The following is a 14,650-nucleotide window of genomic DNA, read 5'->3' as shown; positions in this document are numbered from 1 at the left end:
GTTATGTAGAATAATAGAAAACACCTACTAATTAAAATTAGCAGGTGCTAAGAAACAAAAAATATACCTAAATATTTTTAACAAAATGGAGATCTCTCCCCAAAAACAATTATATATTATGGGTGTATATTTCATTTAATTATGGTGTGAATATATATTAGATTATATTATGGATTAAAGATAATATAGTAAGATTATGGTTTAATTTAATTCATAACATAATCCATACCATATTGAACTATATAACCCATTACATAAAATACAAAAAATATGTTGTATTCACAGTCTTTTTAAGGTAAAATGTAATTAAGGATATAAAACCACCGTATTTTTCGTGACTATCTCCTGTTAGATTAAATAAGATTACATTATTCATAGAATAATATAATCATCTTAATTAATCGTAACTGGAGAAGACTTTGTTTTTTATTTGTTAAATGCGGGGGCGACATATCCACTGTACCTTGACAACCAAATACAAACGGGAGGTATCCACATATGACGTCTAAACTTCTTAGACAACTCTCCTTATTCATATCCTATATCCTTATCCTCTCACTACTCATATATTTCACAGCGCGAGCGTCACTGATCGCTGGTGCAATTCTTGCAATTGTATTTATAATATTTTCTATAATATTACGATTTATTATGAAAATAATTAAAATACAGAAAAATATGAAATATTATAGAATATTAACTTATGAAGGAGATTTTCCTAAATCTGATAAAATCTTTAAATTATTAAAAAATATTCATTCAACTAGAAGAAATATTTTTGAAAGATTTTTTTATGGAGATCCGTGGTTTACTTTTTTGATCTATAGAGAAAATAGACGAGGAAAAAGTAAGGATAGTAAATTAGGTTTTTACTTAGCAGGGGATAAAGAGTTAATGGTTTCAGTTAGAAAACATTTTAGCAATGTTTATCCAAACATAGAATTTCATGAAGCAGATGAAAGCCATTTAGATTTTCCTACTAAAAGATCATATTTTGGTTATGCTAAGTTAAAACATAATTCTTTAAAACAGGGTTATCCTATAGAAAACTTTCAACATGATAATTTAACTAAGATAGTTAGCATTATGGAACCTGATACATGGTTACAATTTAGATTTAGAAGAAATTACGGTTTTAAGTTAAGAAAAGCTATAAAAAAGACTGATGAAGATATTAGAGAGCAAAAATTTAAGGATCGGGATAATTACGAAAAGGAGATTTGGAAAGAAACCAACAAACGTTTTACGTATAGTGATGTTGCTTTTGATACAACAATAAGTATGGCGACTAACTCACATGACGGCCAGCATTTATTAAAAGATATGTATACAATTCTTAATGAATGTAAGTCTGTAAATGAACTTGTATATAGGCCTTCAATGTTTAAGGTAGTGGATTGGTACAATTTATGGAAACGTGGTAAAAGTGTTTTAACTTCAAGAGAATTAGCTAATTTTGTGCATATGCCAGTTATTAATCGAGATAATAGTTTGATTGATAAAATTAAGCCATTTACACCATATATTGAATTAGGTAATACGCCTTTAAGTGAAGACACTTTAGCAACGGGTCTTAAATTGGGAACTTTAGACCACCCTATAATTAAAGATAGGGAAGTATTTATTTTACCTGAAATACTAAGAAAACAATTTTGTGTTACAGGCGCAACGGGTTCAGGTAAGACGAACCTTTTAAATTGTATTTTGAATAACTTCAATAAAAGCTTTGTTGAAAGTTCAGAAGCGACGCCAGGGTTTTCATTAGTAGACCCTTCAGGAAGCGCAATAAAGTTATTACTTAATAGATTGCGTGTTTTTGAAACTTTTGAAGGTAACGAGGTAGATTGGGATAAAGTACATTTCATCAAAGTTAAAGATAGTGAATACCCGTTAGCATGTAATTTGTTGGCTAAATTAGATGGCGAAAATTCTGAAGAAATGATAGATAATGTTTTCAGAATTATCAGCGAAAACTTTGATACAGCAACCCAAGCTGAAAGACTATTGCGATACACAATTAAAGCGTTAATTCATGATCCAAAAGAAACTCATACGATTATGTCCGTTATAAGAATGTTATACAAAAATGATGATATTTTTAGAAAACGTATCATTGACCGTATTAGACCATATACAGAAATGTATGAAGTGGTTAATTTCTTTGATAATGAAGCTTCTGATTTAATTGAAAGTCCGTCAGGTCAAGCTGTTTTGAATAGGTTAGATGTATTTAAATCGAACAGTACATTAAGAAATCTGTTTTGTCAGAAAGAGTTTAACCTACCAATACGCAAGTGGATGGACGAAGGGCATATAGTATTTTATGACCTAGTAGGAATGAGTGAACAGGAAATTAAAATATTTTGTTCATACATTGCTTATATGTATTATCGTGTTGCAGATCAAAGACCCGCCGACACTTCTTTACTTCATTTAACGGTTGTTGATGAAGCGCATAAAGTACAAGCTTCTATCTTCCCTAAAATCATCAGTGAACAAAGAAAATTCGGCCATTCATTAGGAATTGCTACACAAAATTTAGATGATTTAAATTCAGAATTAAGATCAGCATTAGTTAATAATCAATCTAATTTCTTTGTTTGTAGACAGGGGGAAAGTGGTTCAGCATTAGCAACTAAAATCTTCAAAAGTAGCGACAAAAAAGAACAACATTACACTGAAAGTTATTTTAAACAGTTGCCCGACAATGTTTGTGCATTGAGAACACAAGATGTTATTGAAGGCGAAACAGTTAATGTTAAAACACAAGTTAAAGTGAAACCTATTGACCGTGTTATGGAAGATGGGAAAGTTGCTGATTATAAAGATCAGTATGAACCTAAAATTGCAGACGAATGGACTATGAAAAAGGCTGTAGAGTTAAGCGCTAACAACGGTATGTATTATAAAGAGATACCTAAAATGGTAAGAGCATTTTTTGAAGATGAAGAATACACTTATCAAGGTAAGCAACAAGAAGAATTTAAAGCTGATGTTATTAAACGTAAACCGATTGTTCCAGAAGAGATTAAACGTAAGCCAAAAGAACAAAAACAAGAAATTAAACCTAAAACAAAAAAACTTAAATTAAATAAATCTAAAGTCGTCTTGAAAACATCAAAAGACGAAGTCAATCAAGAGGAACGAACTAAACCGAATGAAGACAATCAAGTTTCACAGGAAACAGAGCAATCAAAAAATGTAGGTTCCTTTTTAAGTGGCTTCACAGATAAGGGGGACTGATTAAAATTAACAAAATGGAACGTTCTCTCCTCAAAAAATTGGAGGAGAAAGGCATGTCATATACAACATTAAATGAAAAAGACTTCAAATTATTTAGCTTCTTAGAAGCTCATATATATTTGACTATCGAGCAAATACGCACCGCAATATATTTAAATGATGATGGTTCAATGAAATCAGAAAAATCGGTTTGGAATAGATTAACCAAATTAGAAGAAGACGGCTATATTACTAAATTTAAAGCACAAGCAACATTACAAGCTAAGCGCCCAAACTCAATATATTGTTTAACTAAAACAGGTAGTATGTTTTTAGAAAGTATGCAAGGTTATACGCATTTCAAATCAGTATATGAGAAAAAGCTTCCAATGTGGTATATGCACCAGTTAGCCGTTAATGATGTTGTATTATCATATGAAAGACATAAAATACCCGCCGTTGACTTACTAGAATATGCAAACGAGCAAAGAACTACTTTTCAATATAATGACGGCCGTGAAGATGTTATTCGTCCTGATGGTGCAATTTTATTAGAAAGACAAGATGGTTACGTTATAGGCATTATGTTAGAAGTTGAAAGATCTAAAAAAGCTAGAAAGTTTACTTATGATAAGTTAGTGAGATATAAAGACTTTTTTAATCAGTCAAATAACACTATGAAAAGATTTCATATTCATGCAGGTTTTGAAGAATTTGTAGATGAATGGCGTTTGTTATTTGTGAGTAATGAAGATGAAAATTATCGTAAATTGAAACGTGATTTCAAAACGGTAGATTTTGAAGACGCTTTTAAAGGTCAAAATAGTTTTGATGTAATGATAGCCAAGCTTGATGACATAATGACTAACCCTTACGGTGCAATATATAATTATTTCAAACCAGGTGTAGACTTTGATGAATTTAGAACACTTTAACATCATTTAGAAAGGAGTTAGCTTATGAGAAAGTGGGGCAAACAGTCCGATAAAAAGGTTAAAAAACAAAAATCAAAGCCCGCACAAAATGAAGAAACGACAGAAGATTTTAGAAAAAAGAAGAAGTCAGCAGATCGTTTGTTTAAGCGTAATAAGTTAAAAAAGGCGTTAAAAAACAGAGGTAAGGACGACAAAATTTTAAGTAAAGCTAAATTGAAACGTCCTAAAGGTTATAACGTTGTTAAAACGGTCATAATCATAGCTTTGTTTTTAGTAGTTGTTAGTTGGATAAATGCAGGTAATGCTAATAGAAAAGCAAGTGACGCACAAGAACAATATCAGAAATTAGCCTCACAAATTGATACTACTAACAAAGGCAATCCAGCTACACAAGTAGGCGCCCAGGAATACGCGAAAGATTTCATACAAAAATATTACAGTTATGATAAAGGGCAAGACCGCGATAAATGGTTAGATAATTTAAGCGATTATGTAGACAGTTCAACATTAGATGATAATAGCTTTAAGCCTGAAAATATAGATGGCAGTATTTCAGTTAAGGACGTTAAAATCAATGATGTTGAAAGTGCAGATAAAAACCAAGCGAAAATATATTTTACAGTTACGCTAGATAAAAAGACAGTTGAAGAAAAAACTGTTAAGAAGAAAGTTAAAGGCAAAAAAGGCAAGAAGGATAAAGAAGAAACAAAAACAGTACAAGAAGATAAACACGAAGATGTTAAATTCAACAGATACATTAAAGTATATGGCGACGATAAAGGTTATAAGTTAGTCACTTTACCTTTACCATATGAACAAAAATCAAATGCAGATGTTCAAATGACGCTAGATACTGATAATGGTAGAGATGTTACAACAAATTATCCTGATGTTAAAGATTACATTACAAGCTTTATGAAAGTTTACGCTTCAGATGATAGAGATACAGCGCAAACATATTTCTATAATAAATCTGATACACAATTATTGAATAACAATGTTGAAATTAAAAACGTTGAAGAAGTGAAAGTGTATCAAGAAAACAAACAAGATGAACTTAAAGCAATTACAACGGTTCAAATGGAAGAAAAAGATAGTGGCTTAACAAGTCGAAACAAATTTGAAATTAAGCTTAAAAAGCTTGATGACAATAAGTATAATGTAATTAAAGTAAGTGAACCTCAATATACTAAAAAATAATAGGAGTGTTTAAAATGTTAGATTTAATGACGTCAATTGCTTCAATAGACTTTAGTTCTTTCACATTAGGACAAGCAGGTGGAGATTTAGTAAATAACGCGCGTGAAGGAGAAAGAAACTTCACATTAGTTTTAAATATTATTTATTGGGCAGTCGCTGCAATTATCATTGTAGTTTTAGCATTATCTAAGAAATTCAGAATGGCACTAGGTGCATTGATTATCTTAGGTGTTATCGGCGCGTTAGTTGTTAGAGATCCGCAAAATTTACAAAACTTAGGCGAAAGTATAGCGCAATTCTTTGGCTTCTAATAAGGAGTGCATAGCATGAGTAACATGAAAAAAATCATTGGTTACTGTTCATCACAATTAGATGAAATACCAAACTTAATACGTGGTTTAGGCGGTGGAGAGCAAGGCTTTTCACTGCCTTTTTCTTTGACAGTTAGTCAAATAATCGTTATTTTCACGATTATTTTACCTGGTTTATTTTTCTTACCTATAACAAATGGATTATTAGACTTTTTACCGAAATACGGTAGATATGCAATTGTCTTTTTCATTCATATAGGTTTTCCCGCTGTATTTGGTTTTTTCATAGGTCAAAAAAGTATCGAAAATATGAATGTTGTGAAATATGCAAAAGTATATATGGCTACAAAATTTAATGAAACGTCTGATTATGTAGGACGTGAAGAATTAGATAACAAGAAATCATATAAGTTGAGAAAAAAAGTTGTAGCGCGTACTTTTTCAGATTTCCGCATAAACAAGGAGGATAAATAACCTATGGCTAAAAGACTAGATTTTGATATAGAAGCAGTTGTAGAAAACATCATCTTTACTAAAGATGGCCGTATGCAAGCATGGTTTGAGTTTGAAGGGTTTCACAGTAACTTTGATACAGAAAACGAACTGTTAATTAAATTTAGACAGTTGAAACGTGTATTTAAAGAGGTAAAAAAAGAAGTTCACTGTTTAATTATTCCAGAACGTCAGGACTTAGATGAAATTAAAAACCAACATATCTCATACAGTAGAGGGCGTTTGATACCAGTATTAGAACAACATGAAGACGCTATTTTTGACCATTTAAAAAATTCAAATGAATTAGGTTCATCAGAAAATAAAGTTCGCTATTATATGGGCTTTGAATTAGGAAAAAGTACAATGGTCAACTTTACTAATGAAGATGTTACTTGGGGCGAGATATACACAGAAACGAAAGAAAAGTTAATCAACCTTATTACTAAAGCGATTACAGGTAAAGACGTATTATTAACAACTAATAAAGTTAAAACAGCATATAACAAAATGGATCATTTGAGTAATACGCTAAATAACTTACCGTTTACATTTAGAGAAATTGAACCCGTAGAAATGGCAAAGCTTATAACATGGCCTAATAATTTAAACGTAAGAGAACCGTTTTTAAATGATAATTGGTTTGAACGTTTAACACCCGTTTACAATGGCGATAGATTAATCGCTAAAATTAGAGATCGTGGCCATGTAGAAGATTTATCTACAGTATCATATTCAAACCCTAGCAGTAGAAAACATCTTGTATTACACCAAAATGACGCGTTAGGCAAAGAAAGAGATACTTATATTTCATTTTTACAACTAGCAAAAGTACCAGTTGAAACGCACTTCCCTGATACACGTTGGCTTGAAATACTTAGAAACCTACAGTTTGGCGTAGGTGTTTCATTAAAATTAACTTATCAAAGTTCAGATAGAAGATTAATGAAACTTAGATCTAAAAAAGCTAACTTAGAAGACCAAGTAGAACATTTGGCAGATTACGGAGATAGTGCAAGTTCAAACGTTTATGACGGCATAGACATAGCTGATGACTTAATCGCAAATATTGAAAAAAATAGAGAAGCCAGCTTCTTAATGTCAGCTATATTCGTAGTTGCAGCCGAAACTCAAAAGGCATTAAATAGTAAATTAGATGAACTCAAAGAAACAATGTCAAATCATCAGTATATTGTTCAGAATACAAGAGGTTTACAGTTAAGAAGTTTGCTTGAATGTATGCCAGGCAGTAGAAGATATGTAAAAGAGTTTGTGAAAGATTGCGATATAAACATGATGACAAGTTCATTTTTTGGAAACCGTCACGAGTTAGGCGACCCTTACGGTTTTTACGTAGGTCAAATTGCTACAAATTACGGTACGCCAGTATTTCACATGCCAGGTTTCGCGTCTACAGGACAAGCTAAAAACCAATCATTGGCCATTTGTCATACAGGTAAAACAGGCGGTGGGAAGTCATTCGGGGCAAACCTTTTATTCTATGAATATGCAATATGGGGCGCAAAAGTTTTAATAGTAGACCCTAAACAAGAACGAATGAATAAGTGTGAATGGCATAAGAAATTAGATGAATTAGGTACACAATTAAACTTCATTACTTTGTCAGCTAAACCTAAAGACGCAGGTAAACTTGATCCGTTCTATATCTTTACAGACGTATCAGACGCTGTAGGTGTATCAGAACAGATACTTCATAACTTACTATCAATTTCTATTAGAAATGAAGCAACAATAGATCAGGCAACAATGATTAATAGGGCTTTGGAATATGTAGCCAATAGAGATGAACCTAAAATTAATCAGGTTACAGAAGAACTAACATCTATGAGTACAGGCGAGAAAAAAGACATTACATTAACAGAAGATGAAAAAGAACTTTGTAAGCGTCTTGTAAACAGAATTAATGTATATACTACACATTCATTAAGTACGCTTATATTTGGAGAAAGAATTGATGATACAGAAGTTTTAGATATTAACAGTCAATTAAACGTATTACAAGTAGAGAATTTAGAACTTGCAGACGCTGATATAGACCCTAAAGACTATTCAAAAGCGAATATTGTAAGTGACAGTATTTTATACGCTTTAACGGCTTATCAAAGACAGTTTATTAACATGTTCCCTAATGATCTAACAGTTATCGGACTTGATGAAGCCTGGAAATACTTCAAAAACTCACAAGGTCGTTCAGCCTTTCAAAGTTTATTCCGTGAAGGTCGTTCTAAAGGGGCTTCAATTCATATCATGACACAAAGGCTTAGTGATATACCTGAAGACATGCAGTCACAAATCGGACAGCTATTTGCATATTTAGAAAGTAATACAGATGAAATTAATAAACTTCAGCAATTCTTTAGATTTGATGATAGTACAGACTTACAAGCGATTATGCCTGAACTTGAAACAGGCGTATGTGTTTATAAAGACTTGAATGATCGCGTCGGTATTCTTGATGTAAGAGTATTACAAGAGCATTTAGTAGACGCGTTTGATACAAGTAATCAACTTGAAAAACGAGAAGACACAAAACAAGAGGTGCAAGTATAATGAAAAAATTAACATACTTATTACTAATAGCAATCGTTGTTTTATCGGCTTGTAGTAGTAAAGATAGTTCAAAGCCCAAAAAAGATGACTATACTGAAGAAGCTATTAAGTTTACTAAATATATGGCTAATGGCCAGTATTCAAAATTAACAGATATGTACGGAATTTCAAAAGATGAAAATGATGTATCAGATGACAAAGAAGAAATGCAAGAATACTATGAACAGATTTACACATTTGTAGATGAAGAAGATTTAGAAAATGCTAAAGATGAACCGTTAAAATATGCAATATTTGAAACGCCATATAAAGAAAAGCAAAAAGTATTTACGATTGTATTTAAACCAAATGTAAAAGATATTTTATTAGATCCTGGAGAACCAGCATTAGACGGTAAATATAGACAACTGAATTTATTGGTAATGGGAGAAGGACAATATAAAAGAGTTAATGGAAATACAGAAGGTAAAGCTATTATGCAGATTAATGAACGTAAACATGGTTTGTCAGAAAAATTAATGAGTAAGATTTCAGAAGATAGCAAGTTAGTTGAAAGTAAAGGTATTCCTAAGAAGGACTTGAAAAAATTAGAGTAGGGAGGAACTATAAATGAAGGATAAAACAAAAGGCTTTTTGTGGTTCCTTGCTGTTCTAATGGTATTAAGTGTTTGCTTAGTAGGAGTTAATGAAGCCTTTGCGAAAGAAAAAGATCCAATTTCAGGCATGTTTCCAAGTAACCAAGATGATGATTTGCCTGAAGTTAAATCAAATATTGTCGGTTACAAAGAACATAATTTAGACAACTATTCAATGGATTATGTATTAGAAGAAAAAGACGATAAACCCTGGTATGACGTTATCGGGTTAAGTGAAAAAGCTTATAACTTCACTGAAAATTCAAAGTACGAAATTTTAAATGGTATATGGTCAACATATAAAATATTTGCTTCAGTATTCATATTCCTGGTAAGTGAAGCTTTTGAATTTACTATATTAGGTTCTATAGTTAGCGAGTTAGCAGATGTAATTTCAGCTATAGGCGGATCATCAGGATTAGGTAAATTTATAACATGGGCTTTTATTGGTGTAGTTGTATGGTTGATTGCAACGATTAGTAAAGGAGAGTTGAGAAAAGGGGCAACAGGCGTTATGTTAGCCATTGTATTTACAGCCCTTTTCAGTATCTATGTTTCAAACGCAAAGCCAATCATACAAGGTACTTCAGATTTTAGCCAATATGTGAGTAACACTATATTGAATACAAGTACAAGTGTGACTGGAGAAAATCAATCAGATCAAGCTGAAGCTTCCGAAAATGATGTATCAAATAAAGAAGGTTTGGCCACAATGAAAAATACATTACATGAAATTTTGATTGTGAAGCCGTGGTTACAATTGGAATTTGGTACAACTAATGTAAATGAAATTGGCGGAGGTAAAGCTGGCGAAGATAATAAGGTTGAAGATGGCAAAAAGTTGATAAATGGGATATTAGACCATAAACCTAAGTCTGATAAAAGAAATGACATAATAAAAGACAATAAAAAGAATATGTCAGTAAGTAACAATTACACAACTAGCCGAATTGTAGTAGCTGTTTTTGTCTATATACCATCATTTATTATTGGTATAAGCGCGATATTGTTCGCGGTTGCTAAACAATTTTATGAATTAGGCTTTGTAGTAGGCGCGGTTGTTATGGTTGGTGTTTTAATCATTGCAATTATACCGTCATTTGTTGGCTATTTAAAAGGTACAGCCAAGCGTACAGGTGGCCACTTACTAATGTCTATCGTGTATGTATTCTTACTGGTGCTTATGTTTACATTAATTAATGTAACTTATCAAATTTCAGAAGAAAAAAATTGGAATTACATTGTAACAGCCATATCATTAAGTTTAATTTGTTTAGGCATGTTGTTTATGCAAGGTAAATTGATAAAAAATGATTATCAAAAAGTAATGAGTTCTATTAAACAACAAAACATCAGTGAACAACGAGCGCGCGCCCGTAAAAAGCGTGAAGAAAATAAACAAAATAACGGTCAAGGCAATCAACCAGTATATGGTGGTAATGATACGAACGTTAGGAAAAAACCAACTGAACATATATCTAAGAAGAAAGCTAACGACCATAACACTACTTCAAATGGTGTGAATAAAAAAGATGGTGGCACTATAAGCAAGAAACCTAAAGCCAGCGAGCAAGAACAGAGTAAGAAACCTAATAGCAATATTAAGAAAAAAGAAGATCAAAAAATCAAGAAAAAACCTAAACAAAAACAAAACCGCAATGATAGCCCAGGCAATCAAGATCCAAATAATAATTACAATACTAAACCTAAATCACGAAGTGGAAATGATACCGTTGATGAAGGTTCAGGAAGTAAACCATCAGTTAATAGAAAAGACGGCGGAACAATTAAGAAAAAACCGCAGGCAGTACCAGATAAAAAAACAGAAGGTTCAAACACTAAACAATCTAGGAACGATAGCAGTTCTAAAGATAGATTAAACAAAAATGAAGGTGGCAACGATAGTTCAAGAGTTAATGAACAAATACAGACAAATAAACCACAAAATAAACCAGTCATCAGAAAAAAACCAAAACCAGTACAAGACACCCAAGAAAAATCAGCAAGTCGTGAAACAGAAAATAGAATAGACGCTATAAAGAGAAATAAAAAGTGAGGTGTTAAATAATGAAAGAGATTATACAAGATATACTTAACTATTTAACGCCTTACAAAAAGCGTATATTGTTTGTTGCGATTTGTGTATTGGCGTTTGGCATTGTGCTGTTATTGCCACCTTCTCCGCTTAGAGCGGTATTATCTTTACTCATAGTATTTGTGTTTGTTGTAGAAGGTTATAAGTGGATAGGACAACCTGAATTATGGGGCAGTAAGATAGGTAAGACCATGCTAGGGAAGTTATCAAAAAATGAAGCTGAAGACCTAGAAGAAAACATAGAAGAAGTAACTATTATTAAATTGTTTACCGATGAAGAAGAAACGGACATCTTAGATGAAATAGAAGCTGATCCTGAATTATTAGATGAATTAGATACTATACAATATACGGCAACAATATATTTTAATGAAGATATAGAAAACCAAATTATCCCTGAAGGTACAACGAATTATAGATATGAATATCACATAATTTATGATGGCGCAGAATTTTATCATGTTGCTTCTTATGAAATGAGTGACGCAGATGAAGAAAATTAATCAAAAAAATGACGGTGGTAATTTAAAAAAGCTTACTAACCTAGCATTAGAATTAAAGAAGAAAAAAATAAAGTTATATATATATGGTGCATTAGCTTTACTAGGTTTAATATTCATTGCTGTATCTTTAATGTCTATGATGTTGCTAGCGCCATTTGATGATGAATTAGACGAAACTCAAACGGGTGGCAGTAGTGACGGTTGCGCTGTAAGTGGTGGTTCTGTAAGTGATAAAGGTATCAAATCTTTTAATGAAAATGCTAAAGGCGGAGGATTAGAAGGTAAAGCTGATTATATGGTTAAAAGTGCTAAAAAGCATAAAATAGATCCTAAAATATTTATGGCTATAGTGGCACATGAAACGGGTTATGGTAAATCAGAAGCAGTTAAAACTCATAATAATGTTGCAGGTATGATGGGATCAGGCGACTTATTTAAGTTTGATAGTATTGAAGAAGGTATAGACGCCGCCGCTAAAAACCTATATGACCTATATTTTAGTAAAGGATTAAAAACAGTTGATAAAATTCAACCGAAATATGCACCTATAGGCGCAAGTAACGACCCTACAGATTTAAATTCAAACTGGAAGCCGACAATTAAAAAAATTATGAAGGGTATAGACGGCAAAGCTAGTAAAAGTGACGATAGTTGTAAAAAAGATAAAGGAGATGTAGGTAAAGAGTATAAAGGTAAAATACCTTCATTCTCAAACTCAAACCCTGGTAAAAATAACTTATATGACGCAGGCCAATGTACATGGTATGCGTACGGTATACGTCAAAAAATGGGCAAACCTATATCAACATTTTGGCATGACGCCCACAAATGGAATGAACGAGCTGAAGCTGAAGGTTATAAGGTAGGTAAAACACCTAAAAAAGGCGCGGCCTGGATAGCTGAACAAGGCGCAGGCGGACATTCTAATGTTACGGGTCACGTTGGTATCGTTATAGATGTTAAAGACAAAAATACATTTGTTGTAACTGAAATGAACGCTGAAGGTGGACCATATAAAATAACTCAAAGAGAAGTGAAAATGACTGAAGGCTATAGCTTCATTTATTAAAAATGGGAGGTTAAGGCATGAAGAACATTCCGAAAAGTACCTTGATTATAGGTATAACGGCAATTGTGATAATCGGTATATTAGTCTTTATAGTTCGATATTATGATGACGAACTTAATAAAGCTAACAGCCAAAATAAAGAGAATGAAACCAAAATTGGAAAGTTAGAAGATACAAATAAAGCACAAAGTGATTTGATAGCGCGCCAAGACAAAGAAGTTGTATCAAAAGAAGAAGAACAGATCAGGGATAATGCTAAAAAATTTGTTAATAAACTATTTACTATGAAGGAGAAGGAAAGCTTCAGTGGTAAAAAGAAGGAACTTTCTTCAATATTAGACGACAAATACCAAAAAGAATTATTTGATAATTCAAGGGATAAATATAATGCGTTTTTAACAGTTAAAATAAGTAATGTTAAGACATTTATAGAAGAATACAGACCACAAAAAGACAGCTATGATGTATTTGTTACGTTTGATGAAAAAGTGATAGACGAAGAAGATACGACTGATAAAAAAACATCAGGAAAAATTCATTTTGTTAGAAAAAATGGTAAATGGTTAATTGATGACTTTGAAAGATTTACTTTAGAAAGCAATACAAAAAATGTTAAAGATTGAATGAAAAGCGCTATATAGCGCTTTTCTTTATACCTATTATTCTACTTAACCACTTAGACAAAAAGACATAAGTAGTAAAGTAGAATAATGTAAAAGTAGAAAAAGACATAAGTAGTCAAGTGGAAAAGTAGACAAGTAGAAAAATATCTGTTATTATTATTGTAAATAATCCCACAAAAAAAGGTAATAAGGGATAGAAAAGAGGTTAGATAATATGACGAAAGTAATAACAATTGGCTGTTTTAAAGGTGGGGTAGGAAAGTCCACACTTACAGAAATACTTACGTACTTACTTGCTAAAGAAGGTAATAAAGTTTTAGCTGTAGACACTGACCCACAAAGTAACTTAACAGAAAAAGTTCAAAGGACTTATCAAAAAAAGTTTAAAAAAGAACCTTCATTCATGGAAGGTATTAAAAATTTAAACTTAGAAGATTGTATTGAAAAAGTAACGGACAACCTGGATATATTAAAGGGCGATTGGTCATTAGAAAAGTTTGATAAATACGTAATAAAGAAATTTGATGAAAAAGCAGAATACTTTTTATTAAATTCACTTTTAAAGCCAATAAAAGACGATTATGACTACATAATCATAGATACACGACCTTCAACAGGTATTTTGTCTAATAACGCTGTATGCGCTTCTGATTACGTTCTAATAACATCAAAAACTGAAGAAGATAGTTTTACTTCAGCGAAGAAGTATTACAGCTATTTAGGTAATATTCAACAGAATAAAAAACCAAGTTTAAAATTTTTAGGTTTATTACCGTACTTAGTAAATCAACGTGGATCAACTAACAGAAGTATTATCAATAAGATAAATGAATTGTTTGGCGAAGATGTATTTAAAAATTATATACGTTCAAGTGATCGAGTAGTTACCTGGGGAGAGCATGGCGTAACAGAACATAAAGCCCATGATAAAAAGACAATGCAGATGTACATTGATGTAAAAAATGAAATATTAGAAAAGTTGGAGAGTGAATAA

The 14,650-nt window shown here is 31.9% G+C and carries 12 protein-coding genes; all 12 read left to right on the top strand.

All coding sequences use genetic code 11. The features are described 5' to 3' along the window. The first annotated feature begins 498 nt into the window (after window positions 1-498). Window positions 499-3,243, top strand: coding sequence for an ATP-binding protein (locus tag KA833_RS05935; protein WP_015585948.1), 2,745 nt, complete (start codon window positions 499-501; stop codon window positions 3,241-3,243). 53 nt (window positions 3,244-3,296) lie between these two features. Continuing rightward, window positions 3,297-4,157, top strand: a complete 861-nt coding sequence (locus KA833_RS05930; RefSeq protein ID WP_015585947.1) for a replication-relaxation family protein — start codon at window positions 3,297-3,299, stop codon at window positions 4,155-4,157. A 24-nt stretch (window positions 4,158-4,181) separates the two neighbouring features. After that, a complete protein-coding gene (locus KA833_RS05925; RefSeq protein WP_015585949.1) occupies window positions 4,182-5,357 on the top strand; it encodes a conjugal transfer protein in 1,176 nt (391 codons plus the stop codon). 14 nt (window positions 5,358-5,371) lie between these two features. Continuing rightward, a complete protein-coding gene (locus KA833_RS05920; protein ID WP_015585950.1) occupies window positions 5,372-5,668 on the top strand; it encodes a hypothetical protein in 297 nt (98 codons plus the stop codon). Between the two features lie 15 nt (window positions 5,669-5,683). Continuing rightward, window positions 5,684-6,142: a hypothetical protein gene (locus KA833_RS05915; protein ID WP_015585951.1), complete on the top strand. Its 459-nt coding sequence runs from the start codon at window positions 5,684-5,686 to the stop codon at window positions 6,140-6,142. Between the two features lie 3 nt (window positions 6,143-6,145). Then, window positions 6,146-8,731 carry an ATP-binding protein gene (locus tag KA833_RS05910; RefSeq protein ID WP_015585952.1) on the top strand — a complete coding sequence of 862 codons (2,586 nt, stop codon included), beginning with the start codon at window positions 6,146-6,148 and terminating at the stop codon, window positions 8,729-8,731. Then, entirely contained in the window at window positions 8,731-9,327 is a 597-nt protein-coding gene (locus tag KA833_RS05905; RefSeq protein WP_001632652.1) for a hypothetical protein, read from the top strand. Before KA833_RS05910 ends, KA833_RS05905 begins: the two co-directional genes overlap by 1 nt. A gap of 13 nt (window positions 9,328-9,340) precedes the next feature. After that, window positions 9,341-11,422: a CD3337/EF1877 family mobilome membrane protein gene (locus KA833_RS05900; protein WP_015585953.1), complete on the top strand. Its 2,082-nt coding sequence runs from the start codon at window positions 9,341-9,343 to the stop codon at window positions 11,420-11,422. An 11-nt stretch (window positions 11,423-11,433) separates the two neighbouring features. Further along, the gene (locus KA833_RS05895; RefSeq protein WP_015585954.1) at window positions 11,434-11,964 is read left to right on the top strand and encodes a hypothetical protein; all 531 of its coding nucleotides are present in this window, start codon (window positions 11,434-11,436) and stop codon (window positions 11,962-11,964) included. Next, window positions 11,951-13,033, top strand: a complete 1,083-nt coding sequence (locus tag KA833_RS05890) for a CHAP domain-containing protein (RefSeq protein WP_015585955.1) — start codon at window positions 11,951-11,953, stop codon at window positions 13,031-13,033. The genes KA833_RS05895 and KA833_RS05890 overlap by 14 nt, the downstream gene beginning before the upstream one ends. A 17-nt stretch (window positions 13,034-13,050) precedes the next feature. After that, window positions 13,051-13,656 (top strand): hypothetical protein, encoded by a 606-nt coding sequence (locus tag KA833_RS05885; protein ID WP_015585956.1) that lies wholly within the window; start codon window positions 13,051-13,053, stop codon window positions 13,654-13,656. 214 nt (window positions 13,657-13,870) lie between these two features. Beyond that, on the top strand, window positions 13,871-14,650 hold the full coding sequence (locus KA833_RS05880; protein WP_015585957.1) for a ParA family protein: 780 nt from the start codon (window positions 13,871-13,873) through the stop codon (window positions 14,648-14,650).

Origin of the sequence: Staphylococcus sp. GDY8P67P, assembly GCF_017892545.1 — a bacterium.
Taxonomy (GTDB): domain Bacteria; phylum Bacillota; class Bacilli; order Staphylococcales; family Staphylococcaceae; genus Staphylococcus; species Staphylococcus ureilyticus.
Note: the sequence above shows the minus strand (reverse complement) of the source record. Positions and strands in the feature narration are given on the sequence as shown.

Coding starts and splice junctions, on each gene's coding strand:
- KA833_RS05910 (WP_015585952.1), top strand. CDS start 6,146: ATGGCTAAAAGACTAGATTTTGATATAGAAGCAGTTGTAGAAAACATC.
- KA833_RS05915 (WP_015585951.1), top strand. CDS start 5,684: ATGAGTAACATGAAAAAAATCATTGGTTACTGTTCATCACAATTAGAT.
- KA833_RS05905 (WP_001632652.1), top strand. CDS start 8,731: ATGAAAAAATTAACATACTTATTACTAATAGCAATCGTTGTTTTATCG.
- KA833_RS05890 (WP_015585955.1), top strand. CDS start 11,951: ATGAAGAAAATTAATCAAAAAAATGACGGTGGTAATTTAAAAAAGCTT.
- KA833_RS05900 (WP_015585953.1), top strand. CDS start 9,341: ATGAAGGATAAAACAAAAGGCTTTTTGTGGTTCCTTGCTGTTCTAATG.
- KA833_RS05920 (WP_015585950.1), top strand. CDS start 5,372: ATGTTAGATTTAATGACGTCAATTGCTTCAATAGACTTTAGTTCTTTC.
- KA833_RS05880 (WP_015585957.1), top strand. CDS start 13,871: ATGACGAAAGTAATAACAATTGGCTGTTTTAAAGGTGGGGTAGGAAAG.
- KA833_RS05930 (WP_015585947.1), top strand. CDS start 3,297: ATGTCATATACAACATTAAATGAAAAAGACTTCAAATTATTTAGCTTC.
- KA833_RS05925 (WP_015585949.1), top strand. CDS start 4,182: ATGAGAAAGTGGGGCAAACAGTCCGATAAAAAGGTTAAAAAACAAAAA.
- KA833_RS05885 (WP_015585956.1), top strand. CDS start 13,051: ATGAAGAACATTCCGAAAAGTACCTTGATTATAGGTATAACGGCAATT.
- KA833_RS05895 (WP_015585954.1), top strand. CDS start 11,434: ATGAAAGAGATTATACAAGATATACTTAACTATTTAACGCCTTACAAA.
- KA833_RS05935 (WP_015585948.1), top strand. CDS start 499: ATGACGTCTAAACTTCTTAGACAACTCTCCTTATTCATATCCTATATC.